Origin of the sequence: Streptomyces sp. NPDC004629, assembly GCF_042873595.1 — a bacterium.
Taxonomy (GTDB): Bacteria; Actinomycetota; Actinomycetes; order Streptomycetales; family Streptomycetaceae; genus Streptomyces.
In genome coordinates this window covers 24,913-49,945 of record NZ_JBIALO010000030.1, presented here as the reverse complement: position 1 = coordinate 49,945, position 25,033 = coordinate 24,913, and the positions used below count along the sequence as shown (strand labels likewise).

Annotated in this window: 24 protein-coding genes and 1 pseudogene; 16 read left to right on the top strand and 9 right to left on the bottom strand. The window is 70.3% G+C overall.

From position 1 onward, the window contains the following. Window positions 1–35: 35 nt before the first annotated feature. Window positions 36–1,376: an MFS transporter gene (locus ACFYTE_RS33745; RefSeq protein WP_388718877.1), complete on the bottom strand. Its 1,341-nt coding sequence runs from the start codon at window positions 1,374–1,376 to the stop codon at window positions 36–38. Window positions 1,377–1,617: 241 nt separating this feature from the next. Here ACFYTE_RS33745 and ACFYTE_RS33740 point away from each other — a divergent pair, with 241 nt between their 5' ends. After that, a complete protein-coding gene (locus tag ACFYTE_RS33740; protein ID WP_388718875.1) occupies window positions 1,618–2,568 on the top strand; it encodes a LysR family transcriptional regulator in 951 nt (316 codons plus the stop codon). Window positions 2,569–2,868: 300 nt separating this feature from the next. Beyond that, complete coding sequence (locus ACFYTE_RS33735) at window positions 2,869–4,005, top strand: PQQ-dependent sugar dehydrogenase (RefSeq protein ID WP_388718873.1); 1,137 nt, start codon at window positions 2,869–2,871, stop codon at window positions 4,003–4,005. Between the two features lie 574 nt (window positions 4,006–4,579). Here the strand turns inward: ACFYTE_RS33735 and ACFYTE_RS33730 are convergent. After that, window positions 4,580–4,762: pseudogene (locus tag ACFYTE_RS33730) on the bottom strand (HAD hydrolase-like protein); the annotation flags it as partial. A gap of 316 nt (window positions 4,763–5,078) precedes the next feature. Further along, window positions 5,079–5,498, bottom strand: a complete 420-nt coding sequence (locus tag ACFYTE_RS33725; protein WP_388718871.1) for a hypothetical protein — start codon at window positions 5,496–5,498, stop codon at window positions 5,079–5,081. A gap of 598 nt (window positions 5,499–6,096) precedes the next feature. Between ACFYTE_RS33725 and ACFYTE_RS33720 the strand changes: the two genes are divergently transcribed. Beyond that, on the top strand, window positions 6,097–7,095 hold the full coding sequence (locus ACFYTE_RS33720) for a hypothetical protein (RefSeq protein WP_388718869.1): 999 nt from the start codon (window positions 6,097–6,099) through the stop codon (window positions 7,093–7,095). Window positions 7,096–7,119: 24 nt separating this feature from the next. Here the strand turns inward: ACFYTE_RS33720 and ACFYTE_RS33715 are convergent, their stop codons facing one another. The 5 genes from ACFYTE_RS33715 to ACFYTE_RS33695 form a co-directional block, all read right to left on the bottom strand. Beyond that, the gene (locus ACFYTE_RS33715; RefSeq protein ID WP_388718867.1) at window positions 7,120–8,025 is read right to left on the bottom strand and encodes a GNAT family N-acetyltransferase; all 906 of its coding nucleotides are present in this window, start codon (window positions 8,023–8,025) and stop codon (window positions 7,120–7,122) included. Between the two features lie 21 nt (window positions 8,026–8,046). Next, window positions 8,047–8,763, bottom strand: coding sequence for an esterase/lipase family protein (locus ACFYTE_RS33710; protein WP_388718865.1), 717 nt, complete (start codon window positions 8,761–8,763; stop codon window positions 8,047–8,049). Window positions 8,764–9,041: 278 nt separating this feature from the next. After that, the gene (locus ACFYTE_RS33705) at window positions 9,042–9,320 is read right to left on the bottom strand and encodes a transposase (protein WP_388718863.1); all 279 of its coding nucleotides are present in this window, start codon (window positions 9,318–9,320) and stop codon (window positions 9,042–9,044) included. Then, window positions 9,242–9,436 carry a transposase gene (locus ACFYTE_RS33700; RefSeq protein ID WP_388718964.1) on the bottom strand — a complete coding sequence of 65 codons (195 nt, stop codon included), beginning with the start codon at window positions 9,434–9,436 and terminating at the stop codon, window positions 9,242–9,244. The genes ACFYTE_RS33705 and ACFYTE_RS33700 overlap by 79 nt, the downstream gene beginning before the upstream one ends. A 31-nt stretch (window positions 9,437–9,467) precedes the next feature. Next, on the bottom strand, window positions 9,468–9,932 hold the full coding sequence (locus tag ACFYTE_RS33695) for a nuclear transport factor 2 family protein (protein WP_388718861.1): 465 nt from the start codon (window positions 9,930–9,932) through the stop codon (window positions 9,468–9,470). Between the two features lie 637 nt (window positions 9,933–10,569). Between ACFYTE_RS33695 and ACFYTE_RS33690 the strand changes: the two genes are divergently transcribed. The 3 genes from ACFYTE_RS33690 to ACFYTE_RS33680 all read left to right on the top strand — a co-directional run bounded on the left by ACFYTE_RS33690 (window position 10,570) and on the right by ACFYTE_RS33680 (window position 13,629). Continuing rightward, the gene (locus tag ACFYTE_RS33690; protein WP_388718859.1) at window positions 10,570–11,343 is read left to right on the top strand and encodes a thioesterase II family protein; all 774 of its coding nucleotides are present in this window, start codon (window positions 10,570–10,572) and stop codon (window positions 11,341–11,343) included. 61 nt (window positions 11,344–11,404) lie between these two features. After that, on the top strand, window positions 11,405–12,229 hold the full coding sequence (locus ACFYTE_RS33685; protein ID WP_388718857.1) for a cyclase family protein: 825 nt from the start codon (window positions 11,405–11,407) through the stop codon (window positions 12,227–12,229). Beyond that, window positions 12,226–13,629 carry an MmgE/PrpD family protein gene (locus ACFYTE_RS33680; protein ID WP_388718855.1) on the top strand — a complete coding sequence of 468 codons (1,404 nt, stop codon included), beginning with the start codon at window positions 12,226–12,228 and terminating at the stop codon, window positions 13,627–13,629. The genes ACFYTE_RS33685 and ACFYTE_RS33680 overlap by 4 nt, the downstream gene beginning before the upstream one ends. A 13-nt stretch (window positions 13,630–13,642) precedes the next feature. On the opposite strand, the gene ACFYTE_RS33675 is transcribed toward ACFYTE_RS33680, so the two are convergent. Beyond that, entirely contained in the window at window positions 13,643–14,710 is a 1,068-nt protein-coding gene (locus ACFYTE_RS33675) for a hypothetical protein (RefSeq protein WP_388718853.1), read from the bottom strand. A gap of 367 nt (window positions 14,711–15,077) precedes the next feature. Between ACFYTE_RS33675 and ACFYTE_RS33670 the strand changes: the two genes are divergently transcribed. The 10 genes from ACFYTE_RS33670 to ACFYTE_RS33625 all read left to right on the top strand — a co-directional run bounded on the left by ACFYTE_RS33670 (window position 15,078) and on the right by ACFYTE_RS33625 (window position 25,019). Further along, window positions 15,078–16,301, top strand: a complete 1,224-nt coding sequence (locus tag ACFYTE_RS33670; protein WP_388718851.1) for a CaiB/BaiF CoA transferase family protein — start codon at window positions 15,078–15,080, stop codon at window positions 16,299–16,301. Beyond that, window positions 16,298–17,242, top strand: a complete 945-nt coding sequence (locus ACFYTE_RS33665; protein ID WP_388718849.1) for an HpcH/HpaI aldolase/citrate lyase family protein — start codon at window positions 16,298–16,300, stop codon at window positions 17,240–17,242. Before ACFYTE_RS33670 ends, ACFYTE_RS33665 begins: the two co-directional genes overlap by 4 nt. Next, window positions 17,239–18,345, top strand: a complete 1,107-nt coding sequence (locus ACFYTE_RS33660) for a phenazine antibiotic biosynthesis protein (protein WP_388718847.1) — start codon at window positions 17,239–17,241, stop codon at window positions 18,343–18,345. The genes ACFYTE_RS33665 and ACFYTE_RS33660 overlap by 4 nt, the downstream gene beginning before the upstream one ends. 34 nt (window positions 18,346–18,379) lie before the next feature. Beyond that, window positions 18,380–19,441: a TauD/TfdA family dioxygenase gene (locus tag ACFYTE_RS33655; RefSeq protein WP_388718845.1), complete on the top strand. Its 1,062-nt coding sequence runs from the start codon at window positions 18,380–18,382 to the stop codon at window positions 19,439–19,441. 114 nt (window positions 19,442–19,555) lie between these two features. Beyond that, the gene (locus ACFYTE_RS33650) at window positions 19,556–20,212 is read left to right on the top strand and encodes an O-methyltransferase (protein WP_388718843.1); all 657 of its coding nucleotides are present in this window, start codon (window positions 19,556–19,558) and stop codon (window positions 20,210–20,212) included. Between the two features lie 96 nt (window positions 20,213–20,308). Next, on the top strand, window positions 20,309–21,178 hold the full coding sequence (locus ACFYTE_RS33645) for a 3-hydroxyacyl-CoA dehydrogenase family protein (protein WP_388718841.1): 870 nt from the start codon (window positions 20,309–20,311) through the stop codon (window positions 21,176–21,178). Continuing rightward, window positions 21,175–21,429, top strand: a complete 255-nt coding sequence (locus tag ACFYTE_RS33640) for an acyl carrier protein (protein ID WP_388718839.1) — start codon at window positions 21,175–21,177, stop codon at window positions 21,427–21,429. The genes ACFYTE_RS33645 and ACFYTE_RS33640 overlap by 4 nt, the downstream gene beginning before the upstream one ends. Continuing rightward, complete coding sequence (locus tag ACFYTE_RS33635; RefSeq protein WP_388718837.1) at window positions 21,426–22,547, top strand: acyl-CoA dehydrogenase family protein; 1,122 nt, start codon at window positions 21,426–21,428, stop codon at window positions 22,545–22,547. Before ACFYTE_RS33640 ends, ACFYTE_RS33635 begins: the two co-directional genes overlap by 4 nt. Next, on the top strand, window positions 22,544–23,629 hold the full coding sequence (locus ACFYTE_RS33630) for an HAD-IIIC family phosphatase (protein ID WP_388718835.1): 1,086 nt from the start codon (window positions 22,544–22,546) through the stop codon (window positions 23,627–23,629). Before ACFYTE_RS33635 ends, ACFYTE_RS33630 begins: the two co-directional genes overlap by 4 nt. An 817-nt stretch (window positions 23,630–24,446) precedes the next feature. After that, on the top strand, window positions 24,447–25,019 hold the full coding sequence (locus tag ACFYTE_RS33625) for a YbhB/YbcL family Raf kinase inhibitor-like protein (protein WP_388718833.1): 573 nt from the start codon (window positions 24,447–24,449) through the stop codon (window positions 25,017–25,019). The last annotated feature ends 14 nt before the right edge of the window (window positions 25,020–25,033 follow it).

The window sequence follows — 25,033 nt, the reverse complement described above, 5'->3', positions numbered from 1 at the left end:
GGGTCCTCGGGAAAAGGGGGGCGGGTGCGGCTGGGTCAGGCGACGGTGGGCAGACCCTCCGGCTCCCGGGTTCCGGTCCCCGGGGCGTCGTCGCGGATGCCGGAGCGCTGCCGGGCCAGGGCCAGCACGCAGACCGTTGTCAGCAGCAGGAGCGCGATGTAGTAGCTGACGACCGGCCAGTGGCCGCCGCCCCGGGTGAGCAGCCACTGGGCGACCAGGGGAGTGGAACCTCCGATGACGGTGCTGCACAGCTGGTAGGCCAGGGAGACTCCGGTGTAGCGGACCCGCACGGGGAAGGCCCCGGACAGGAAGCCGGCCAGCAGCGCGTAGTAGCTGCACCCGGTGAGCACGCCCAAGGCCAGTCCGACGCCGATCAGTGTGCTGTCGCGGGTGGCGATCAGCAGGAACATCGGCACCGCGACGACGATGTTGGCGATCAGGGCGCCTGTCATCAGGCGGACGGTTCCCACGCGCTGGGCCAGCGTCGCCGCGAGCGGCTGCCACAGGAACTGCATGACGGCGAGGATCAGCAGGATGTCGAGCATGGTCTGCCGGTGCACACCCAGGTCGCTCGTGGCCCAGGACAGCACGAAGGTGTTGGTGAAGTAGGCGGACGAGATGCCCATCGCGCTGGCGCCCACGCCGAGCAGGACCAGGGGCCAGGAGGTGCGGAACAGTTCGACCACGGGGATCTTCGGGACGGCGTCCTCCTGCTTCCTGGCCGCCTCGAAGTCGGTGGACTCGGAGACCTTCAGCCGGATGACCAGACCGATGACCACCAGCACGGCGGAGAGCAGGAACGGGATGCGCCAGCCCCACGACAGGAACGCGTCGTCGGGCAGGTGCCCCACGGCGATGAAGACCAGGGAGGCCAGCACGGACCCGGCCGGCGAGCCCTGCTGGACCCACATGCCGGCGAGACCGCGCCGCTTGGGCTCGGTGTTCTCGGTGGCCATGAGGACGGCGCCGCCCCATTCGCCGCCGACGGCGATGCCCTGGACGGCACGGAGCAGGACGAGCAGGACCGGTGCGGCGACGCCGATGGTGGCGTGGGTGGGCAGGACACCGATGAGGGTGGTGGCGGACCCCATCAGGACCAGTGTGGTGACGAGGACGTTCTTGCGTCCCACTCGGTCACCGATGTGACCGAAGATCAGTCCGCCCAGGGGGCGGGCCAGGAAGCCGACCCAGAAGGTGGCGAAGGCCGCGAGAGTGCCGGCGGCGGGGCTGGCGGTGGGGAAGAACAGCTTGCCGAACACGAGGGCGGTGGCGGTGCCGTAGATGTAGAAGTCGTACCACTCCACGGCGGTCCCGATGAAGGACGCGGTGGTGGCACGTCTGGCCTTGCGGCCGGCGGTGGATGTGGCTGAGGGCATGACTGACTCCGGAGGTGAGCGGCGGTGCCGGCGGATTCGGCCTGTGCGCGGTGACAGGGCCTGGTGCGATCCCTGTGCTGACCGCGACGCTGCGGGTGCCCGTTCGAACGGCGTTGTCCGGTCCGCCTCAGTTTCGTAGCCCACCGGCCATACGGTCCAGTACCTTCTGAGCTGCACAGCCATATCCCAAAGGCATGACGCCGCGGTGGCGAGAGCCCCCCGGTGGTACGACGGAGGCACGATGGAACTGCGGGTCCTGCGGTATTTCCTCGCGGTGGTCGACACCGGTTCGATGACGGCGGCCGCCGCGCGCGTGCACGTGGCCCAGCCCTCCATCTCCCGGCAACTGCGCTCACTGGAGCGCGAGCTGGGTGCGGAGCTACTGCGACGCACCAGCGCGGGGGTCCAGCTCACGGCGGCCGGACGCCGTTTCGTGCCCGTTGCCAGGGACCTCACCCTGCGTGCCGCCCGCGGCACGGACCTGCTGCAGGCCGTCTCGGGACAGAGCCCGCTGCAGTTCCGTGTGGCCTGCCCCGTCTCCACCATCACACACCTCGTGGCCCCGTTCGTCGCCGAACGCGGCGGCCCCTTCTCCGACGCCCGGGGCTGCGAGCCGGACCAGGTGTACGAGCGGCTGAGTGCCGGAGACGTCGACATCGGCATCTCCACCAGTCCGCCTCCCGGCGGCATGGCGGCACGCCGCCTCGGCGGCCGCCGGATCAGCGTCCAGATGCCTTCCGCCCACCCGCTGGCCCAGGAGGGCAACGGCGCCCTGGAACTGGCGAGCCTGCTCGATCACCCGGTCATCGTCAACAGCCGCGCCAGCGCGGTGCGGCGTGCCCTCGACACCGCCCTCTACGAACAGGGCACGCCGCTCCGGCCCGCCTTCGAACCGCAGTCCGAGGCCATGGCCCAGGCGCTGGCCGCCGCGGGCCACGGCGTCTGCGTCGTCGTCGACCACCCGCAGTTCGACCTGCGCGCCCGCGCCCTGTGCGGCCTGGGCCTTCCGCTCACCATTTCCCTGTACGCCGGGTGGGACCCGGACCATTACGCGCACGACGAGATCGACGCGGCCATGCGGGAACTGTCGAGCTGGCTCATGGCCAACGACGGCGGCAGGAAGCCCGGCAGCCGCCCCGGGCCGGCCACCGCCGACCCGTCACCCGGCGCGGGCCCTGACGCGGGAAAATGACCCAAGGGTAGGTCCACCCGGTGGACCACACCCTGGTGCGCGTCGGAGAGTGCGAAGACGGCCGCGGCGCCTGCCTGTCGGTGCACTTCACCGGCAAGGGGGCATTGCCGTGGTACGGAGCAGAACGGAGACAGACGGCTGGATTCCTAGTCCACACCAAGCATCTCTGTCCCCGTATCCTCATCCATGCCAGTAGCACACCATCCCCCACCCAGGTTGCGTGCTGGCGCGGGCGATCCCCCTGAACCTGCCCAAGCAGCCGGGTGACCTCCCCCGTTCACCGCCTCCAGGAGGATCACGGTGAAAGTTCGCACCAGAAGCTCAGCGATCGTCGGCACCATCTGCCTTGTTGCTTCCCTCGCCTTGACCACGGCGTCCGCCGGCGAGCCCGCCGCCCCGCGTCAGACAGCGAAGGTCGTGCTCACGGAAGTGGCCACGGCCCAGAATCCATCCGCCGGCACCGCCGGCCCCGGTGGCACGGTCTGGTTAGCCGAACGCGCGGGCACTGTAAGGGTCTTGGACGCCCACGGGCTCGGCGAGCCGGTCCTCGACATATCCGGCGATACCACCACCGACGGTGAACGCGGCCTGCTGGGCATCGCGTTCGACAAGGGGTTCGCGCACTTCTACATCTCGTACACGAACCTAGAAGGCACCAGCACCGTGGACGAGTTCGTCGTACGGGAAGGCAAGATCCAGCCGGACACCCGGCGCACCGTCCTCACCCAGACGCAGCCCTACTCGAACCACAACGGCGGCGACATCAAGTTCGGGCCCGACGGCTACCTCTACATCGCGCTCGGCGACGGAGGCTCAGGCGGCGACCCGCACGGTAACGGGCAGAACCTCGGCACGCTGCTCGGCAAGCTCCTGCGGATCGACCCGCATGGCGGCAAGCCGTACGCGATCCCGCCGGACAACCCGTTCGTGGACGACCCGAACGCGAAGGACGAGATCTGGGCGTACGGGCTGCGCAACCCGTGGCGGTTCTCCTTCGACGCGGGCACCGGCGACCTACTGATCGGTGATGTCGGCCAGAGCGACTGGGAGGAGATCGACTGGGCCCCGGCAGACAGCAAGGGCGGCGAGAACTACGGCTGGTCCCAGATGGAGGGCAGCCATCCCTTCCGGGGCGGCACAGAGCCCGCGAACCATGTGCCGCCGATCCACGAGTACGACCGCAACGGGCTGGGCTGCTCGGTGACCGGCGGATACGTCTATCGGGGCAAGGCGATCCCGGACCTCAAGGGTCAGTACGTGTTCAGCGACTACTGCGACGGCACCCTGCGCTCTCTGCAGATGGAGAACGGCAAGGTGATCGGAGTGAGCGATCTCGGAGTCAACGGCGGCGAGGTCGTCTCGTTCGTACAGGGCGGCAACGGCGAGCTGTACACGCTCGACCTAGGTGGCAGCGTCTCCCGTATCGACCCGGCGTAACGACTCTGGAAGAAGGCACCGAGCCGCGAGTATCACGCAGGTTGGCTGGATCACCACCGGATCTCCGGCCTGCCTGGGGTAGCCATGCAACGGAGGCGTCCACGGCCTGTCGGCCGGTCCCCTCAGGCCATCTGTGTCGAGTCGCGGCCGCCTCCCGTTCCGGCATCCGGAAGCCCGGCTGCCCCGGCCCGAGAACGTGGACGTCCTTCGAGCGCAGGACCTGCAGTTCGCCCACCTTGTCGGGACGACGCTGCGTCAGTCTCGCGTGCTGGGCCACATTCGGGTCGGGGCCCGCCGGGCTCTGCCTGGAATACGCCCCGAAACCAGGCCCACCGGTGGAAATGGGGTCGGCATTCCCTGCTCCCAGAAGGTGTTCGGTGCTACGGCCGGTGCCGAGCAGGGCGCGGTACGCGGCGTGGCCGAGGAGGAAGGTGGCGGTTCCGCAGCCGAGCCACCAGGGGTTGGTGTGGTGGTGGAAGTGGTGGACGGCGTCGGTGATTCCTGCTGTTATGAGAACGATGCCGGCGCACAGGCTCGTCGCCGAGTGCCGGCAGGTGGTCGACGACGGGCAGCGCTCTCGCGTGTTGAACTGGCCGATCTGCCCGGACAGCTCCAGGAGGGTTTCGACCCGGAAGGTCGGCAGTTTCTGCGCAGCCTCGCTGTTCCACTGGATCGTGGCCCACGGGCCCCGGCGCACGAGCGCGGTGTGCATCCCAGCTTGGCGGGCGGGGCGGATGTCGTTGTCCATGCGGTTACCGGCATCGCGAACGCGCCCAGATGATCACCCACCGCTCGCACCAGATCGAGATCACAGCACAGTGGAGTTCGGCCCCGGCCCCCCTCGCATGCGGCTGGCTGCTCCGGCTGACTCCCTCCTCGGCCATGCTGAGTACACAGTGACCATCGCGGCGCCCAGCGGGACACCGTACGCCCTGCGCGCCGGCGCCGCGCCGAGGGAGTCGAGGCCGCGGTCTACACCAAGCCGAGAACGACCACGGCGGCAAGCTGCACGTCCCTGACCGTGCCCTTCTTGGAGAGGACGGCTGCAACCAGTGACGTCTTACCGCCCCCGCTCATTCCGATTCATCTGGTACGGCCAGGGGTTGCCGACACGGCGTGGATGTATCGATGTTCGGAGCGGCCTGGGCGATGTGACCGGCTGTTGCCTCGGCCTCCTTGTCGTCCCATGCGGAGACGGCGAGGAGGTGGAAAGGAACGCAGGAACGGAGTTCGACGCAGACCACGGGCCTGTCTCGTCGCACAGCTGCGAAGTCCTTCCCGGCCTGATGGCAGCGCGTGCCGATGCATAGAGTGCCAGGAATGCAGACGCCTCGCTCGTGAACACCATGCAGGGCTCGCCACCAGTCAGGCTCGACGGTGACCCGGCACACGGCCTCCAGCGGCACACACACGTTCCGATGACGCGCGGCCGCCTTCTCCCACCATGCCAGCCGTACGACCACTTGATCTTCCACGGCGAGCATCCCTGCCATGATGGAACGGCCTCCTCTCCATCCTGGGAACCACTGGGCGTGGTGCCTCAGCGTCCATCAGCCGACAGGCCCGCAGCTCGGCTTCCATCCGATCAGTTCCACTGCGGGCCAGCCGTTTCGGCGCCCGGTGACCGCCGTCAGAGACTCAACGGCCTGGCACACCGGATCCTGCGGAAGGCCACGCACGAGATCGAGGAATTGACGCACCAGCCGGCGCATCCGCATGGGTGACCCGGCATCCGCCGTGCCGCGCGAGCGGGAGCGCACAACCGCAGGGGGCTGGACGAGGACACCAGTATGCGCCGGATGCGGGTGCGCGAGGGCCCGGCCGGTCGTAGATGTCGTCGTACCGTGACTTGCCGACCGCTACGCGCGTGTGGTGGGACTTCGGACGTGCACCAGGTGATCCCGCCGCAGGTCGGCCCGCCTGTCCGTGCCAGGGCGAGCGGTACCCACCGGGCCGTGACCGCTGACGGTCGGTGCACGTTGGGGTGTTGGCGAGATGCGGGGGAGGGTGTTTCGGGGCACGGTAGGGAAGGAGGGGGCGGGCCGCACTGGCCCGATGTCATGCGAGCACGCCCTAGTCGAAGGAAACCTGATGGCCGTAGCCACAGACATGCTCGTTCCAGCGCTGCGGGAGGTCCGTGAGGCCCAAGCCGCGCTGGCCGACCGTTTCAAAGCCGACCTGGCCGTGACGCCCCCGGGTGAGTATCGGGAACTCCTGGAGCGGCGTGCCGGCGATGCCCGAGGGCACGTATACGTGCTCGACGAACGTCTGGCAGCGCTGAAGCCTCGACGGCTCGTGGAGAACGTCCTCGGCAATGCCTGGGACGTGACGAGGCAGGCATTCCGGCTGCCCATGGACGCGGCCATGTTCGCACCGAACGCCCTGTTGCGAAGCCAGCAAGGAAGGGCGACGGAGCAACGGCTGCTGAAGAACGTCGAGGAGGAGTACGCGGCCACCGCTTTCGCCGTGGCCATCTGCCGGGTCGCCGAGCGTATCGCTCAGGAGGCGGAGGACGCGGTCACCGAGGATCTGCTCGGCTCCGTGCGCCGCGACGGCGAGGAGATCCTGGAAGAACTCGCGGGCAGCCTGGAGCAGCAGGCCGAGGCAGCCGTGATGGCCGCCGAGGCGGAGGTGATGGCCGCTGAGGGTGTGGGCGTCGGCGGTGCTGCCCGTGCGGTGCGGGACTGGAGCACGTGGCTGCGGGAGACGGCCGAGCGGATGCCAGGTGTGGACCGGCTCCAGGGTATGCCGGAGGGCGCTCTGATCTCGGAGGAAGAGCTGCCGATTCCCGACTACCGCAGGCTCGGCACCAGGATGATCGCCGAACGGCTCCCGCAGTTGTCGCAGACGGATCTTGCCCTGGTCGGCGCGTACGAGCGTTCCCACGCGGCCCGTCCCGCGGTCCTAGACAGGATCGCGGACCTGCTCGGACCCGAGCCCTGGCCCGGCTACGACGGCATGAACGCCGGCGACATCCGCAAGCGGCTCGCCGACGCCGGAGAGGGTGTGACCCGGCGGGTGCTGGACTACGAGCGCCGTCATCAGGCCCGTTCCACCATCCTCGCGGCGGCCGAACGAGTCCCCGCCTGACCGGCTCAGGTCCGGCGGGGCAGCTCATGTGCCAGGCCGCAGCGGCTCGGGGCGTCGATGCTGGTAGGTCCACAGCTCGTCGACGAGGGTGAAGCCGCAGGAGCGGAAGAGCCGGGTGGCGGCCTGGCACTCGCACGTGGCCGGCTGGGCGTCGTCGAGGACGAGGGCGACTTCGGCGGCGCCCTGCTCGGCCAGCAGAGCCAGGGCCTGACCGAGCAGCTTGCGGCCCAGACCGCGATGCCGCCGGGCGGGCGTGGTCTCGATCCAGTAGAGCGTCGCGGTGCGGTCGGGCCCCGCGCTGACCACGGCCTCGGCGACCGGTTCGGCGTCCTCGCGAACGATCAGCCGATGGCCCGGCGGGAAGTCGCAGGGGAAGACATCCGCGACCTGTTTGGCCGGCGCCGGCTCGGCGGGGAGTGCGCGGTGCAGGTAGCAGCCCAGGCAGCGGCCGGTGAACCCGGAGTGCACCAGCGCGTCGTGGGTGGCGCCCCGCCTGGTGCGGGGCAGGCCGCCCGGCCCCAGGGGACCCGGCGCAGTGCTGACGAACGCCTCGATCCGCGGGCAGGAGGACAGAGCGCTGAGAGCGTGGTCGATCAGGGCGCGCAGGGCAGGACGGTCCTCGTACGCGTGGACCCAGCAGATCAGACCGGTGTGCACATCGGCCCAGGACAGATACGCGATAGTCCCGCGGGGACGGTCCTCGGCATTGGTCAGCACGCCGATCCGCGGCTGGGCCTGCCTGGCCCAGCCGGCCGGCGCCACGGGGCCGTACCACACCTCGGCCGACTTCTCCGAGACGCAGTACGGCTGCCCCGGAAGCCGGTCGGCATTGATGAGTTCGCAAACCCCTGGTTCGTCCTGCGAGCGAAATGAACGTACCGCCGTCCCGCTCTCGGGGCTGGGCGAGGAGGCCATGGTGTCCGTCCGCACACGTGCTGGCGTTCCTGTCGGTTACTTCTCAGTGTCCCCCTGTTGCGGCCCGGCTGTCACGGGAACGGCGGCTGCGCCTTGGGCACAGAGCAGACTGTCGGAGCTGGTTTCGCGGGCTGCCGTCAGCAGGGAACGGACCTGGCCGATGACCGGCTGGTGCAGCGGGAGCGTCAGATGGCCTACGCCGGGCACGAGCACGTTGCGCGCCGTGAGATCGGGATGGTCGATGCGGCCCCTGGACGCCGGGATGACGACCTCGTCGAGGTCGCTGTAGAACGCCACGAACCGGGTACGGCATCCTGCGGCAGGCGCGGCCAGCTCGGTCAGCAGCCCACTTCCCGGCCGCAGCTGGCGAAGCAGCGGATGCGGCGGTGCCAGCAGTGCCGCGGCCGTCCCGCCGTGCGGCGTCGCCAGCGTGATCACCAGAACGACATGCGCGTCCCCGCCGAGCACCTGCGCGTAGTAGCGGGCGACCAGCCCTCCCAGGCTGTACCCGATCACTACCACGCTCCGCCCGGCGCCATGGGCGCTTGCCAGCTCAACCTGCTCGCCCAGGACGTGGGCCGCCGCGCGGATGTCCGGGCTGAACGCGTGATAGCTCACCGTGGTGAAGGGACCCGCGCCGATGCCGTCCAGCCCTCGCCGAAGCGGCGCGACGACCGATTCCCCGTCCCCCAGTCCATGCACCAACAGAACCGGAAGGCCAGCCTGTGTCAGTGGGGAATCGTCCCTGCCCATGCCTCGCCCGGGCACGGTACGGCGAAAACGCCCGGCCCGTCCGACACCCCCCACTGCCACGTCGAGCGGGAGACGTACCAGCCGCACCGCGGCCCTGGTTGCCTCGATACCCACGCCGCGCACCGGTGACATTCCCGGCACCGACAGATGGGTTCCGAAAGGAATACCCGTGGCCGTTCACCTTCTCCAGACATGCCCCTATTTGTCCTAAATCCTGAAACATTGTGTGCGACGACCGCATTCCCCGCCACCGCAGGGACTCCTGGTTCACACCGGGTTCACACCGGATCGCTGGTGAACTCGTTCCACGCGGCCTGCCGCGTACGCACGATCGCTGGACAGCGCTGGCCGAACTCGGAGACGGAGAACTCCTGCAATGCCTGCTCGGTCGGCGCCGTGTAGATCGCCTTCAGCGCCGGCACCAGCGCGGGATGGTCCCTCTTCGAGGCGAACCGCAGCGAGGCCCGCATCAAGTGGATCACACAGGTCTGCACCGTGGCCCGGGGCCAGGCCCCGGTGACCGCGTCCGGCAGGCCCTTCCCGGATCCTGATCCCACAATGCGTCGATGGTGATGATCGGCCAGATGGCGTCCAGCGGGCGGTTCTGCCAGGCGGCGAGCTCGTCGGCGACGGCGTCGGTCACCTTGCTGATCAGGTCCGGTGAGACCGCGATGGCGTCCTCGCGGAGGTGGACGGTGGGTTGGTCAGGATGACGCGGACCGCGGTCTTGGACCAGGCGATTTTGGACCGGTGCCGGTTGCGCTGCGGGTCGGGCGACGCTCTTCGCCGGAGCCGACTCCGGTCCACACGGAGGCGTCGAGGTAGGTGCTGTCGGAGGTGACGAGGTCGTCGGTGAAGGTCCAGATCGAGCACCAGTAGGTGCGGCGGGTCGAGCCGGACTCGGTATCCGTGAAGGTGCAGGTGCCTTCGACGGTGACGGTGTCGTCGCCGGTGTGCAGGAGGCGGGTGATCGCGGCCTGGCGGTCGGGCGCGATGACGAGGACCTCGGATTCGACTTTGTGGAACTTGTCGCGGTCGGTGATGGCGAGAACGCCGTTGACCTTGATCCGGAGGTCGTCCGGGTAGCACTGGTCGATCATGGCGTGCACGTCGGTGTTGTAGAGGTGGATGAGGCGTTCGGCCATCGCTTCGTTGGCCTGCTGGGACATGGGTGTCTCCCTCGTCGGTTACGTGCGGCGGCCAGCCGAGTCGTCGCGTCGGCAGGCCCGCCGGCGACGACGCTGCGGTCATCGGCGGCCCGCAGGTCCACCTCGGCGCGGGAGGTTCCGGGCGGCACGCCGAGGTCCCGGAACGTCGTGAGCACGCTGCGCAGCCGGCGTTTGCGCTTCGCCCGTCGCGCGCAGCCGGTGCAGGTCTTCGCCGTAGGCGAGCTGTACCCGGGTGTGATCGAAGGACCAGCGCCCCGTGCCCAGTCACGCGAGGGCGACCTCGAAGAGCGCCCTCGCCCGTTCGCCGGGCGCGGCGAGCGCGGCCGCGGCGGCTGCCGAATATTGCACATTGCGACGACGACCCCTCCCCGAGTCGAAAAAGCCGGCGCCGCGATCTCGGCGACGAGATGTGCTCAGTGATAGCCGGGTGACAACCAGTTGTCACTAAACCAACGACTTGTTGATCAGGCAAGGGCGCGGTGTGGTTCTGGGCCTGGTCGTCCAGGCACCCCGACCGATCCCGGTCGCCGGTGACGCAGGCCGAAACTATCAAGGCGGAGGATGTCCGGCCACCGCTGTCGCGACCTAGCATCCCGGTGCGGCGAAACAACACGCCGTACCGAGGGGACAATTCGACGTGACGGGTTCGACTGAGTATTTCGAGAATTGGGTGTCGACGTTCAACCCGGCCCCGAGCGCGGCGGTGCGCCTGGCCTGCCTGCCGCATGCCGGTGGCTCGGCGAGCTTTTTCTTCCCGCTGGCCAAGGCGTTCGGTCCCGACGTCGAGGTGATGGCGGTGCAGTATCCCGGCCGCCAAGCCCGGCGGAACGAACCGGGCATCGACAACGTGCCCGAGTACGCGGACCGCATTTTCGCGGCGCTGCGGCAACTGGCCGACCGGCCGCTGGCGTTGTTCGGCCACAGCATGGGCGCGGTGCTCGCCTACGAGGTGGCGCTGCGGATGCGGGAAGCGCGGCTGCCCGCGCCTGCGCGGTTGTTCGCCTCGGGTCGGCGCGCGCCCTCCCGGTACCGCGACGAGCAGGTGCACAAGGGCACGGACGCGCAGATCGTGGCGGAGCTGCGGGGCCTCGGCGGGCCCAACCTGTCCATGCTCGCCGATCCGGAAGTGCTCGCCCTGATCCTCCCGGCCGTGCGCGGCGACTATCGCGCCGTCGAACGCTATCGGCACGATCCCGATGCGCGCCTCGACTGCCCGGTGACGGTGCTCGTCGGCGACGAGGACCCTCGCGTCACCCTCGACGAGGCGCGGGCCTGGGCGGAGCACACCACCGGGCCGACGGAGCTGGAGGTGTTCGGCGGCGGGCACTTCTACCTCGTCGACCACGCCAAAGCAGTGATCGATCTCCTGGCGCGCCGACTGAACACGCGGGGAGCCGAGCCCATCCGCTGAGCACGCTCGCGGCCGGCGTGCGACCGCGGCCGGCCGCCGTGCCGATACCGGGAGTTGATCCATGACGGACGCGCGAACCAGCGCGCTGCTGGCCGTGCTGGCCAAGGGCGTGCGCACGATCGAGCTGGGACACCCGCTGTTCACCGGCATGCCCTGCTCCCCGAACCATCCGGGTTTCCGGATGACGCTGGCGCGCCGGCACGGGGACCTGCGCCGGCCGGACGGCGGCTCGGCCAGCAGCGAGGTGATCGTCACCGGCGGGCACGTGGGCACGCACATCGACGCGCTGTCGCACGTCAGTCACGACGGCAGGCTGCACGGTGGCGTGGACGCGGAGACGGCCCAGCGCGGCGGTGCGTTCACCGAACTCGGCGCCGAACAAATCCCGCCGCTCGTCGCGCGGGCGCTGCTGCTGGACGTTGCCGCAGTGCTCGGGGTGGACGTGCTGGGGCCCGGCTACGGCGTCACGCGGAAGGACCTGCTGGATGCCGCCGAGCGCGCCGGTGCCCTGCCCGGCCCCGGCGACATCGTGCTCGTGCGGACCGGATGGGCTGCCCACTTCGCGAGCCCGGAGACCTACCTGGGTCACGCGACCGGCGTTCCCGGCGTGGCCGAGGACGCGGCCGAATGGCTGGCCGCGCAGGGCATCGTGGCCACCGGCGCCGACACAACGGCCTACGAGCGGATCCCGCCGGGCGAAGGCCACCGGACGCTGCCGGTGCACCGCCTGCTCCTGGTCGAGCACGGCATCTACCTGATGGAACACCTCAACCTGGAAGAGATCGCCGCGTCGGGTCTCATGGAGTTTCCCATCGTGGTCTCGCCGTTGCGCATCGTCGGTGGCACCGGTTCCCCGATCCGGCCGATCGCGGTGGTGGGCGCGTGACCCCGGCCGAACGGCTGGGCGCGCTGGCCGAACTCGTCGCGAACGACGGACTGCCTGCCGACCGGCGGAGCGACGTCGCGGGCCGGGTCCTGGACCTACTCGGCAACTGCCTTGCCGCGCTGTCGGAGCGGCCGGCCGAAGCCGTCGCGGCCACGGTGGGGGAGTGGGGCGGTTCGCCGCAGGCCACGGTGATCGGCTCGGCCACCCGCCTGCCCGCGCCGTCGGCCGCGCTGGTCAACGGCACGCTCGCGCACTCACTGGACTTCGACGACACACACCTGCCTTCGGTGCTGCACCCGTCGGCTGCGGTCGTGCCGGCGGCACTCGCCGTCGCGGAGCAGACCGACGCGTCCGGGCCCGCCTTCTGCGACGCCGTGGCCGTCGGGGTCGAGGTGACCTGCCGGCTGGGCATGGCCGGCTACGACGAGCAGAACGCGAACTCGGTGTTCTTCGACCGCGGCCAGCACGCCACCGCGATCTGTGGCACGGTCGGCGCCGCCGTCGCGGCCGGGATGCTGCGTGGGCTGAGCGCCGCTCGGCTGACCTCGGCCATCGGCATCGCGTGCAGCATGGGATCCGGGATCATCGAGGCCAACCGGACGGGCGGCACGGTCAAACGGGTCCACTGCGGTTGGGCGGCGCACGCCGGGGTGGTGGCCGCGGCGCTCGCCGGGAACGGGATCACCGGGCCGCCGACCGTGCTGGAAGGCCGGTTCGGCCTGCTGCGCGCGTTCTGCGGCGACCGGTTCGACGTCGAAGCCGTGACCCGGGACCTCGGCGAGCGGTGGGAGAGCGACCAGATCTTTGTGAAACCCTATCCCTGCAACCACTTCACCCACGCCGGGGTGGAGGCCGCGTTGCGGATCCGGCGGCGCGATGTCGATCCCGCCATCATCACCGAGCTCACCCTCGGCGTGCCCGAACCGGTGCTGCGCACCATCGCCGAGCCGATCGAGGACAAACGCCGGCCGCTGTCCGGTTACCACGGCGCGTTCAGCGGGCCGTATACGGTGGCCGCCGCGTTGCTCGGGGGTGGCGGCCTCGGCCTGTCCCACGCCGACTTCACCGACACCGCGGTGGCCGATCCGGCCCGCCTCGCGCTGGCCGCGAGGGTGACTCCGGTGGCCGACCCGGAGTGCACGCGGATCTTCCCGCACCAGTTCCCGGCTGTGCTCACCGTGCGGCTCGCCGACGGCACCGTGCTCAAGGAACGGGTCCGGCACAACCTGGGCGGCCCGGAAAATCCGTTGTCCGCCGCGGACTTGACGGACAAGTTCCGGATGAACGCGCGGCGCGCGGTGGACGACACGGTGGCCGGTGAACTCGCCGCGCTGGTGACGGGGCTGGCTTCGGACACCGGGCCGGCGGCGATCACCGGCCTGCTGCGTTCGGCGGCCTGATCCCGCCGGATTCCTACGGCAGGCCGAGTGGTTCGAGGAGCGAGTCCGCGCTTTCGCGGGGTGGTTCCGCCGACCGGTGTTCCAGTTGCCGGGCCAGATCCTGCCAGAACAGCGAATACGCCCGGGCCAGCCTGGCCACGGGGACCGACCAGTGGTCGGGGATCGCGCAGACGACGTCGGACCGGGTGTTGAGCGCTTCCCGGTTGGCCCGCATCCAGCGGATCAGGAACCGCCCGCGGTCGTTGAGTCGGATCGAGGGATCCGCCATCAGGTCGACCAGCATGGCCTCGGTGATCTTCTCAAGGTCGCTGGGCCCGGTGGGGCAAGGGGTCGCCGGTGCACCGGACTTGCTGCCTCGGGCCTGGACCGGCCCCGGTTCCCGGCCCTCGGCGAGCCGGCGCCGCACGTCGAGCACGGTGTTCGGCGAGACTCCGGCCTCACGCGCGATCTCCCGCGCCGACGCGGTCGGGCGCTCGGCGAGCAGCCGACTGGCCCGCAGTCGCCCCTCGGCGGCGTTCACCGGTCGGACGCGGCCGTCGCGGCCGATCCGGGTGCAGGAGCGGGGCCCGGGTTCGGGAAGGTCGCGGCGCCGCACCCGGACGGTCGACTCCGCCAGCCCGGTGACCCCGGCGATCATGCGGTTCGACCACCGTGGGTGGGTGCGCAGGATCCGTGCCGCGGCGGCGATTCGCTCCGCGCGCGAGAGCGGCAGCCCGTGTGCGGTGTTGAGCCGGACGGCCACGGCGAAAGCGTCGTCGTCCGAACCGTTGTACACAATGGCGGAAATGTGGTTCCGCTCCTGCGCCAAGGCCGCGCTGACGCGGTGGACTCCGTCGAGGACCCGGCCCGATTGTTCGTGCACGACGATCGGTGGCAGTTCTTCGCTGATCCCGGCGAGGATCTGCACGTGTTCGGTGTTCACCCGGTCCTGCCGTAAGGTGAAATCGAGGTTGAGCGAGCTGATGGGAATGCGGCGGACGGTGCTCGTGGCCAGCTGGCCCGACAGCCAGGCAGCCGGTTCGGAGTCTGCGAAGGCCGGCGAATCGTCGCCCGGCCGGCAGGTCGTCTCGTCCTGGGACATGGGACTCCTGGTCGTGTCGGAGGGCCCGCGGTTCGCGCGTGATTCAGTGGACGTGGCGGTATCGCCAGCATATTTGCGCCACCGTGAACCGCCAACGCCTGCGGGGGCTCTGCGGCTCGAAACAGCCAGAACTGGTGATGTCGCCCCCACTACCCGATCTGGTGGATTCGAACTCCGCGGGAGCTACGGGAGATAACCGGCTCGGTGTGCCGCACGTTCCGTTATGCCGGCGCCGGTGTTCAACTGCGCGGAAAACGCAGTCGAAAACCGCGCCCGAGAATGGCGCGGCGTGCACAACCTTGACCTTCCTCGGTGGGCTTACGTAATTTCGCCGTGATCCACCGATGCCCCGGAGGGGAGGGTCTGCATGGCGAGTCCGCGCGGCAGAACCGAACGTGGCAGGTCGGCCGTGCCCGCTCCCGCGGCACCTCTGGCCGGGCTCACCGTGATCGACGCCTCCACGCTGTTCGCGGGACCGTTCGCGGCGAGACTGCTCGGGGACTTCGGCGCCGAGATCATCAAGGTGGAACAGCCCTCGGGTGATCCGCTGCGCCGCTTCGGCCATGCGCACGACGATGTCCCGCTGCTGTGGAAGGTGCTGAGCCGCAACAAGAAGAGCGTTGTGCTGGACCTGCGCGAGCCTGAGGACGCGCAGCGGTTCCGCCGGATCGCCGCCGGGGCCGACGCCCTCATCGAGAACTTCCGGCCGGGCACCCTGGAACGCTGGGGCCTCGGCCCGGAGGTACTCGCCGAGGCCAACCCTCGGCTGGTGGTGGCCAGGGTCACCGCCTTCGGACAGGACGGCCCGTACGCACGCCGCCCCGGCTTCGGCACGTTGGCGGAAGCCATGAGCGGGCTGGCGGCGATGTCGGGTGAACCCGACGGGCCGCCCGCGCTCCCGGCGTTCCCGCTCGGCGATACCATCGCCGGCCTGCACGCGGCCCTTGCGGTGCTGATCGCGCTGCGCGCCCGCGACGTGATCGGCACCGGCCAGATCGCGGACATCGCCATCACCGAGACGCTCATCGGCTCACTGGGAGCCCAGCTCACCGTTTACGAACACCTCGGCCTCAGGCCCGAACGGGTCGGCAACCGGTCCAACAACAGCGCGCCTCGGGGCGTCTACCGTTGCGCGGACGACCGCTGGGTGGCCGTCTCCGCCCCGGCGCGCACGGTCGCCGAGCGCGTCGTCCGGCTGGTCGGCCGCCCCGATCTGGGCGCTGAGCCCTGGTTCGCCACCGGGGTCGGCCGGGCCGAGCACCGCGAGCTGATCGACGACGCGATCCAGCCGTGGATCGCCGCCCGGTGCCGGGACGAGGTCGTGGACGCCTTCGAGGCGGCCGAAGCGGCCGTCGCTCCCGTCTACGAGGTCGACGACGTGCTGGCCGATCCGCAGTTCCGGGCGCGCGGTCTCAGCGTGGACGTGCCCGACGCCGAGCTAGGCTCGGTGCGCATGCCCGGGGTCCCGTTCCGGCTGTCGGCCACTCCGGGCCGGATCAACTGGGCCGGTCCGCCGATCGGCGCCCACACCGAGGACGTGTGCGGCTCCGTCGGGTCCGTCCGCTCGACGGCCAGGGAGGCCGGGCCATGACCGACGCCCACGGAAAGCACCGGGTGTTCCGCAGCTGCCTGTACGTGCCCGGCCACCACCCGGACCGGATCGCGCACGCCTACGACACCGAGGCCGACGCGGTGATACTCGATCTGGAGGACGCCGTCCCGGGCCCGCGCAAGCCCGAGGCTCGCGAGATAGTCGCCGAGGCCATGGCCACACTGGCCGCGAAGCCCACCTACGTGCGGGTCAACCCCATGTCGTCGGGCCTGTGCGAGGACGACATCCGCGCGGTCGCGGGTCCCGCGCTCGCCGGGGTGCGGGTGGCCAAAGTGGACTCGCCCGCCGACGTCCGGCGCGTCGCCGAGGTGCTGCGGGAGCTGGGACACCCGGCGAAGATCCATGTGCTCATCGAATCGGCCGTCGCGCTGGAACACGCGTTCGCCCTGGCCACCGCGTCGCCCGAGGTGACGATGCTCGGCCTCGGCGAGTCCGATCTCCGGGCCGACCTCAGCACCACCGCTGAGGGGCCGACCATGGACACCTGCCGGGCCCGCGTGATCGTTGCCGCGCGTGCCGCCGGCCTGCCCAATCCGTGCCAGAGCGTGTACGCCGAGCCCCGCGATCTGCGCGGGCTGCTGGTCACCAGTAAGCACGGCCGTCGGCTCGGGTTCCTCGGTCGTATGGCGATCCACCCGGCGCAGATTCCCGTCATCCACGACGTCTACACCCCGACCACGAACGAGATCGACGACGCGCTGGAGATCTGCGCCGCCGTGGACCTCGCAGCGCTGGAGAGCAGGTCGATCACCATCACGTCGCAGGGGAAGATGGTCGGCCCGCCCGTGCTCGCCCGGGCGAAGCAGGTCCTGGAGCTGGCCACCGCGCTCAACCTGGTCACGGACGTCGCGTGGCCGGTGGAGCAGGCACGAACTTCGGAATCGGTGGATTACATCCGGAACAGCGGAGGTTCTTCATGACTGGTGTCCTGACCGACGAGCGGTGGGCGGTGCTGGACCCGGCGGTCCGCCCGACCGACCCCGAGGGATACCTCAGGACCGCTCTCGAATGGCACTTCGGCGCCGACACCGGCTCGCGGTTCTGGCTTGAGCGCGCCAAAACCCTCGGCTTCGACCCGATCCGCGACGTGCGCGGCTACGACGACCTGACGTTGTTCCCCAACGTCGTCGACGAGCTGCGGGGGATTCCCGTCGAGGACCTCATCCCGCGCGGTTACGGACCCCACCCGCCGGCGCCCAAGGTGTTCGAGACCGGCGGGACCACCGGTGCGCCCAAACGCGTGATCCTCATGCCCGACTGGTTCGAGAGCTCGATCGACCGGATGCTCGCCGGTCCTGTGTTCGCCGAGCGGGAACCCGGCAACGTCCTCATCGCGACGCCGACCGGGCCGCACAAGATCGGCGGCCAGTACGACGACGTGGTGAAGAAGCAGAACACCATCAAGTTCTCCATCGACGTGGACCCGCGCTGGGTCAAGAAGCTGATCAGCCGCGGTGAGCAGGACCAGGTGAAGTCCTATGTGGACCATGTGCTGGACCAGATCGAGCACGTGCTCAAAACCCAGCACGTCGGCCTCCTGGTGATCACCCCGCCGATCCTGCGCGCATGTGTCGGCCGTCCCCGCCTCGTCGAGCTCATCAACGCCAAGGTGGCCGTGGTGTTCTGGGGCGGCGCGCACATGACCGCCGACGAGCGGTTCGAACTGTCGCGGGTGCATTTCCCGCAGGTGCGCATGGTGAGCCGGTACAACAGCGCCATGATCCTGGAAGGGGCGGCCGAACGCACCGGGACCGGCGCAGGCGACCAGGTGATCTACGACCCGTACACCCCGGTCGTGATGTTCCGGGTCGTAGATCCCGAGACCGGGGAGACCGTGGACTACGGCCGGCGCGGCCAGGTCGTGATGAGCCACGTCAGCAAGGGCGTGTTCCTGCCCAACAACCTTGAGCGGGACTCGGCGATCCGGGTCCGCGGCCCGCAAGGGCAGTTCGGCGATTCGGTGGCCGATCCCCGGCCGGTCGAGAAGTTCGGCGGTGAACGGGTGATCGAGGGCATCTACTGAGTCGGCCGACGCTTACCGAAAGGACGAAAGAGGGATGTCGAGTGTGCTGAACGCGGAACCCGGAGTGTCGCGCGCGCCGGACGAGGAGCCGTGGCTGCACGAGCTGACCGTGTCGGAGGCGGCCGAGATCGACAAAGCGTTCGCCACGCTGCTCGCGAGCGGCAAGTCCGACTTCGCCGCCGGCGAGGCCGATTTCCCGTTGCCGAGGGTGGGGCCGAAACTGCGGCGTATCCTGCGGTCGATGGAGGACGAGCCGGGTTTCGCGCTGGTTCGCGGGATCCCGGTCGCCGGGAAGAGCGAGGACGAGGTCCGCCGCCTGTACTGGGGGCTCGGCATCTACCTCGGGGTGCCGCTCATCCAGAACAACTCCAACTCGCACATGGTCGACATCCGCGACGAGGGCCGCGCGGGCCGGCTGCGGGTGCACAGCTCGAACCAGCACATCGGGTTCCACATCGACTCGACGGACATCGTCGGGTTGCTGTGCCGGCGAGCCGCCGCCCACGGCGGCACCAGCCTCGTCGTGAGTGCCGAAGCGGTGCGGCGGGAGATCTCGTGGGTGTACCCCGACCTGCTGCCCGCGCTGTACGAACCGCTTCCGTTCGCCGACGTCGCCTCGGCGGACGAGCACCACCCCGATTTCTTCCTGTGCCCGGTGTTCGGCCGTCACGAGGGGCGGACCACGACGCGGTTCTACCTCCGCCGGATCCTGCGCAGCCAGGACAACCCCGCGGCGCCGCGGCTGACCGACCGGCAGCGGCGCGCCGTCGAGGCGGTCGAGGAGATCGCGGCCCGGCCGGACCTGGTCACCGCCATGGAGTTCCAGCCGGGTGATCTGCAGCTGATCAACAACCACCTGGTGCTGCACGGCCGGACGAGGTTCGACAGCGAAGAGGCGGACACCGGGCGGCACCTGCTGCGCATGTGGTGGTCGGTGCCGTCGAGCAGGCCGCTGCCGCCGGAGTTCGAGGCCGCTTGGGGCACCAGAGAACCCGGCACGCTGCGGGGCGCGGCTCTGCGCTGGCAACTGCACGGGGAGTTCGGCGAGTTCCAGCGGAGGCAGGCCGACGAGTTCGGGGTCGTCATCCCCGCCTGACCTGTCCACAACGGCCGGCCGAAATGACGAAGCGGCGGCCGGCCCGGGTGACTCCGGTCCGGGCGCCGCTCGGAAACGCACTCTCCCGCTCCGACATTTCATGAAAGTGTCCTCATGGCTCAGCAGATCGCCGCGAACCAGAAAATACTCGACTACGTGCGGGCCACTTCCCTGCGTGACGACCAGGTGCTCGCCGGGCTCCGGGCCGAGACGGCGACGGTGCCGGCGGCACAGGCGTTGCAGGTGATGCCCGAGGAGGGACAGCTGCTCGCGCTGCTCGTCGGCCTCACCGGCGCCCGCGCCGTGCTGGAGATCGGCACTTTCACCGGCTACAGCACGCTGTGCATGGCACGCGCCCTGCCGACCGACGGGCGGCTGGTGACCTGCGACATCGCGGCGAAGTGGCCCGACATGGGCAGGCCGTTCTGGGAGAAGGCGGGGGTGGCGGACCTGATCGAGGTGCGGGTCGGCGACGCCCGTGCCACGCTCGCGGCGCTGCATGAGGAGGGCGCCGAGTTCGATTTCGTGTTCGTCGACGCCGACAAGTCCGGATACCTCCACTATTACGAGGAATCGCTACCGCTGCTGCGCCCGGGCGGACTGATTGTGGTGGACAACACGTTGTTCTTCGGCCGGGTTGCCGATCCGGCCGTGACGGACATCGACACCGTTTCGGTGCGCGAACTGAACACCCGGCTGCACACCGACGAGCGAGTCGAAATCTGCTTGCTGCCGATGGCGGACGGAATCACGCTCGTCAGAAAAAAGTGAGTGGGGAGCGCCGGGCACGCGGATCATGCTGAAGACGAGGGAAGAGAAACAGGGCGGGACGGTCTGTTGACCGAGCGTTCCCAGTGGAGGAAACATATGTTGCGCGAAGAGGTCGAAGACTTCTCGCTCGCCGTTCTCGGCGCGGGCACGATGGGTCTGGGGATCAGCGCGCTCGCCGTGGGGCACGGCGTACCGGTCACACTCGTGGAGACCGACGCGGCGAGAGCCCGGCAGGCGCCGGCCGCGGTCACCGTGCAACTGCGCATGGCCCAGCTGATGAACGCGCTGCCGGCGGACCGCGAGCGCGGCGAGCTGACCGTCACCGGGTCGCTCGTCGGCACGGCCGGTGCCACGGCGGTGATCGAAGCCATCACCGAGGATCTGACGCTCAAGGCGAAGGTGCTCGCGGAGACCGCCGCACTGACCGGTGCCGAGGTACCGCTGGTCTCGAACACGTCCTCGATCCCGATCGATGAGCTGGCCGGACACCTGCCGGACCCGGCGCGGTTGATCGGCACCCACTTCATGAACCCGCCGTACCTGATCTCGACGGTCGAGGTCGTCAGGGGCGCGAGCACCGGCGAGGCGACGCTTTCCACAGTCATCCGCCTGCTCGGCGCCTTGGCGCGCAAACCGGTCGTGGTCGGGGACGGGCCGGGTTTCGTGACCAGCCGCATCCTGCACCCGATGATCAACGACGCGGCCCGCGTCGTGCAGGAGGGCACCGCCACGGCCGAAGCCGTGGACACCTTGATGCGCGAATGCCTCGGACACCGGACCGGTCCGCTGAGCACGGCGGATCTCATCGGCCTGGACAACCTGGCCGACTCGCTGCGGGTGCTGGCCGAGCGCACCGGCGATCACCGGGCGGCTCCTTGTGAGTTGCTGCTCGACAAGGTCCGCGACGGTCACCTCGGCCGTAAGACGGGCCGCGGCTTCTACGACTACGGGAAGGCACAACCGTGAAGACATCCTCCGAGCCGGTGGCCGAGCACGTGCAGGCGTTCCTCGCTGAGCGCACGAGGCAGACCTGGGCGCGGGACACGGACCTCTTCGCCACCGGCGGTCTGTCGTCTCTGTTCGCCATGGAGCTCGTGGTGCACCTGGAGTCCACGTTCGACATCGTGATCGCCGGTCCGGATCTCGCACTGGACAACTTCCGCACCGTCGACGCCATGACCGCGCTGGTGCTGCGGCTGCGGGAAGCCGAGCGGTGAGCGACGACCTGGCCGGGCTCGTCGCCGACCGGGTGGGCGACCGCGCGGCGGGCTGGGACGTCGCCGGTGAGCTGCCCCGCGACCTGCTGGCCGAGCTGGGCGGGCTCGGCGTGCTGTGTGCCCAGGTCGGCGTCGAGCACGGCGGCGCGGGACTGGACAGCCGGGCCAACGGCGAGCTGACCGCCGCGGTCGGCGAGCTGTGCGGTTCGCTGCGCAGCGTCATGACCTCGCAGGGCATGGCCGCGTGGGCGATCCGCCGGCTGGGCACCGCCGGGCAGCGCGACCACTTCCTGCGCCGGCTGACCTCGGGGGAGCTGGCTGCCGTCGGGTTCAGCGAACCGGGCGCGGGCAGCGACCTCGCCGCGATGGCCACCACGATCACCGACGGCGGGTCCGGCGAACTCGTGGTCTGCGGCCGCAAGGTGTGGGTCACCGCTGCCCACTACGCCGATCTGCTCCTCGTGTTCGGCGGCTACCGGGGCGGCACCACCGCCGTCGTGGTGCCCGCGGACACGCCGGGCGTGCGGGTCGAGCGGGTGCCGCACCCCAGCGGGTGCCGTGCGGCCGGGCACGCCGGCCTGGTCCTCGACCACGTGCGCGTGCCGGCCGACCACGTGCTGGGCGGGGTCGGGCTGCCGTTCCCGCTGGTCGTCACGGCGGCGCTGACCTACGGCCGGATGTCCGTCGCCTGGGGCTGTGTCGGCATCCTGCGTGCGTGCCTGGCGGCGGCCGTCGAGCACACCGGCCGCCGCGAGCAGTTCGGAACTCCGCTCGCCGGGCATCAGCTCGTCGGCCGGCTGCTCGCCGAACTGTACGTCGGCGAGCAGATCGCTTCCCGCGCCTGTGAGCACGCCAGTGCGTCGTGGGACGAGGGCGCGGCCGAGGTCGCCACCGACGCGGTGCAGGCCAAGTACGTCGCCTCCCGCGAGGCCGCCGCCGGGGCCTCCCGCGCGGTCCAGCTCCTCGCGTCCGCCGCCGCGTCCGACGGCCACGTGGTGGCCCGCGCGTACCGGGACGCGAAGCTGATGGAGGTCATCGAAGGCACTACCGAGATCTGCCAGCTCCTGCTCGCCGAACACGTGCGGGGCCGGGCGGGCACAGTGAGGGGACGGCAATGACCGCGATGCCGATGGTGAAGTGCCTGATCTGGGACTTGGACGACACACTGTGGCGCGGCACCCTGCTTGAGGATGACGGCGTGCGGCCGTTCGAGTGGGTGCGTGAGGTGATCACCACCCTCGACGGACGGGGTGTTCTGCAGTCCGTCGCCAGCAAGAACGACCACGACCACGCCTGGTCGAGGCTGGAGGAGTTCGGGCTGGCCGAGTACTTCGTGGTGCCGCACATCGGCTGGGGCCCGAAGTCGGAGTCGGTGCGCGCCGTCGCGGAGCGGCTGAACTTCGCGCACAACACGATCGCCTTCATCGATGACAACCCGGTCGAGCGTGCCGAGGTGGCACATCACCTGGCCGACGTGCGGTGTTACGCGGCCGAGGAGGCCACGGGGCTGGTCCGGCGGCCGGAGTTCAGTCCCGCCGTCGTCACCGTCGACTCCCGCCGGCGGCGGCAGATGTACCGCGCCGGGTTCGAGCGCGACGCCAGCCGGGCCGAGTTCACCGGCCCCGACGAGGAATTCCTGCGCACGCTCGACCTGGAGATGACCATCGGGCGCGCCACCGAGCAGGAGCTGTCCCGCGTCGCGGAACTGACCCTGCGCACCAGCCAGATGAACGCCACCGGTGTGCACTACGACGACGCGACGCTGCGCGGTCTGCTCGCCGATCCCGGCCACGAGGTCCTGGTGGTGACGATGGCGGACCGGTTCGGTCCGCACGGCGCCGTCGGCATCGTGCTGCTGGCCCGGCACGAGCGGGTCTGGCACCTCAAGCTGCTGGCGACCTCGTGCCGGGTCGTGTCACTCGGCGTCGGCTCGGCCCTGCTGAACTGGCTGTCCGACCAGGCCGCCCGCGCCGGTGTGCACCTCGTCGCCGACCTCCGCCGCACCGACCGCAACCGCATGATGGAGATCGCCTACCGGTTCGCGGGATTCACCGAGCACGAGTGCGCCTGCGCAGCCGGCCTGCCGGCGCCGGGCGTCGGCGGTGTCGAGCGCCTGCATCTCGTGCCGGCCCGCCGCCCCGCGCCGAGCGCACTGAGCCTGACCTCGCCCGACCTGACCAGCGCCGCGCTGCCCCGCTGAGGCCGGCGGCAGTTCCTCGCGCCGTCTGACGGACGGCTTGCGGGAACACGCGGGTGAGGTGCTGCTCGACCGTGCTCGGCGTGACGTACGGCTTCAGCGCGAAGATCGTCGAAGCCCGCGCCCTGCTCGTCGAGGAAGGGCTTGGCACCACAGGACTTCGGCAGCTGCCGCGCCCGGCGCGCCGCGCGTGCCGGTCATCGTCAGTGGCGCCACGGTGATCCGGTGCAGGCCGGGACGCCGCAGTGCCTCGGCCCGCAGCGGCAGCGAGGAGGCCCGCACGTTCTGGTCGTCCGTGAGGACCACGATCACCAGGGGCCGGTGAACGGCGAGCTACGAGCAGCACCCCGCACAGTCGCCGGGAGAGGAGACCGCTCGCGGCCTCACCTTGTGCGCGAGAGGACTTGCTGCGCCAGGTCCACTTCGCCTGGAACGGACGCCGACTCCGGGCCTGCTCTCACGCCCTGGACGAGCTGCGTCAGCACGCCGAACGGGACGTCGCGCTCGGCAGGTGAACAGGCGGCGACGAGCGTACGCAAACCGGCCCTGGTCGGTCGGTGGCGTCCCGGTGCTGTACGGGGTTGTCCGACCGGGCCCGCAGTGGCGAGAACCCGCCGGAACTGGTGATACCGATCCCGTTGCGGGACATGGTGGAATCGTGCGGCACGTGCACAGCCCGGCGGAAACGGCCGACGGCCGACGGACCGCCGATGAACTGCCCGCCGGATACCACGGGCGCCACGAGACGCCGGCCGGCGCCGGTAGCCCGTGGCCCTGGCGCGCCAGTCCGAGGGTCCTCAGTGTTCGGACAGGAGAATTCATGGCATTGCTCGGAAAGTTGCTGAAGAACCGGCGGGCGGGAGAGACGGGCCTGGCCTGGAACACGCCGAACCTGGCGGGGCCCGAGACCGTGCGGGTGACCAGTCCCGACTTCGAGCACGAGGCGACGATGCCGGTGGCGCACGCCGGGAAGCGGTCCGGCGGCCAGAACACGTCACCGGCACTGAGCTGGACGGGGACACCCGCCGGCACCGCGCAACTGCTCCTGGTCGTCGAGGACCCGGATGTGCCCCTGCCGAAGCCGTTCGTCCACGGAGTCTTCCTTCTCGACGCCGCGTTGACCGAAGTCGCGCGGGGTGCGCTCGACCAGAACAGCGCCACCGCGGGCGTGCGGGTGCTGCGGTCCGGCAATGGACGCGGCTACCTGGGGGCGGACCCGATCAAGGGGCACGGCCCGCACCGGTACGTGTTCCAGCTCTTCGCGCTCGCGAAGCCGATCACCGCCGTGGCGGGCGGCGCGGACCCCGAATCGGCCAAGCCGCGCGCCGTACTCGACGCCGCGGACGGGGTTCTCGCGCGTGGCCGGATCGACGGCTGCTACGAGAACCCCTGATCGGCGGTCGACAG

Bases quoted from the DNA above. Each gene is read 5' to 3' on its own strand.
- ACFYTE_RS33625 (WP_388718833.1), top strand. From the start codon at position 24,447: ATGGCATTGCTCGGAAAGTTGCTGAAGAACCGGCGGGCGGGAGAGACG.
- ACFYTE_RS33685 (WP_388718857.1), top strand. From the start codon at position 11,405: ATGACGGACGCGCGAACCAGCGCGCTGCTGGCCGTGCTGGCCAAGGGC.
- ACFYTE_RS33655 (WP_388718845.1), top strand. From the start codon at position 18,380: ATGTCGAGTGTGCTGAACGCGGAACCCGGAGTGTCGCGCGCGCCGGAC.
- ACFYTE_RS33650 (WP_388718843.1), top strand. From the start codon at position 19,556: ATGGCTCAGCAGATCGCCGCGAACCAGAAAATACTCGACTACGTGCGG.
- ACFYTE_RS33630 (WP_388718835.1), top strand. From the start codon at position 22,544: ATGACCGCGATGCCGATGGTGAAGTGCCTGATCTGGGACTTGGACGAC.
- ACFYTE_RS33720 (WP_388718869.1), top strand. From the start codon at position 6,097: ATGGCCGTAGCCACAGACATGCTCGTTCCAGCGCTGCGGGAGGTCCGT.
- ACFYTE_RS33695 (WP_388718861.1), bottom strand. From the start codon at position 9,932: ATGTCCCAGCAGGCCAACGAAGCGATGGCCGAACGCCTCATCCACCTC.
- ACFYTE_RS33645 (WP_388718841.1), top strand. From the start codon at position 20,309: ATGTTGCGCGAAGAGGTCGAAGACTTCTCGCTCGCCGTTCTCGGCGCG.
- ACFYTE_RS33710 (WP_388718865.1), bottom strand. From the start codon at position 8,763: ATGGGCAGGGACGATTCCCCACTGACACAGGCTGGCCTTCCGGTTCTG.
- ACFYTE_RS33740 (WP_388718875.1), top strand. From the start codon at position 1,618: ATGGAACTGCGGGTCCTGCGGTATTTCCTCGCGGTGGTCGACACCGGT.
- ACFYTE_RS33660 (WP_388718847.1), top strand. From the start codon at position 17,239: ATGACTGGTGTCCTGACCGACGAGCGGTGGGCGGTGCTGGACCCGGCG.
- ACFYTE_RS33665 (WP_388718849.1), top strand. From the start codon at position 16,298: ATGACCGACGCCCACGGAAAGCACCGGGTGTTCCGCAGCTGCCTGTAC.
- ACFYTE_RS33725 (WP_388718871.1), bottom strand. From the start codon at position 5,498: ATGGCAGGGATGCTCGCCGTGGAAGATCAAGTGGTCGTACGGCTGGCA.
- ACFYTE_RS33745 (WP_388718877.1), bottom strand. From the start codon at position 1,376: ATGCCCTCAGCCACATCCACCGCCGGCCGCAAGGCCAGACGTGCCACC.
- ACFYTE_RS33675 (WP_388718853.1), bottom strand. From the start codon at position 14,710: ATGTCCCAGGACGAGACGACCTGCCGGCCGGGCGACGATTCGCCGGCC.
- ACFYTE_RS33670 (WP_388718851.1), top strand. From the start codon at position 15,078: ATGGCGAGTCCGCGCGGCAGAACCGAACGTGGCAGGTCGGCCGTGCCC.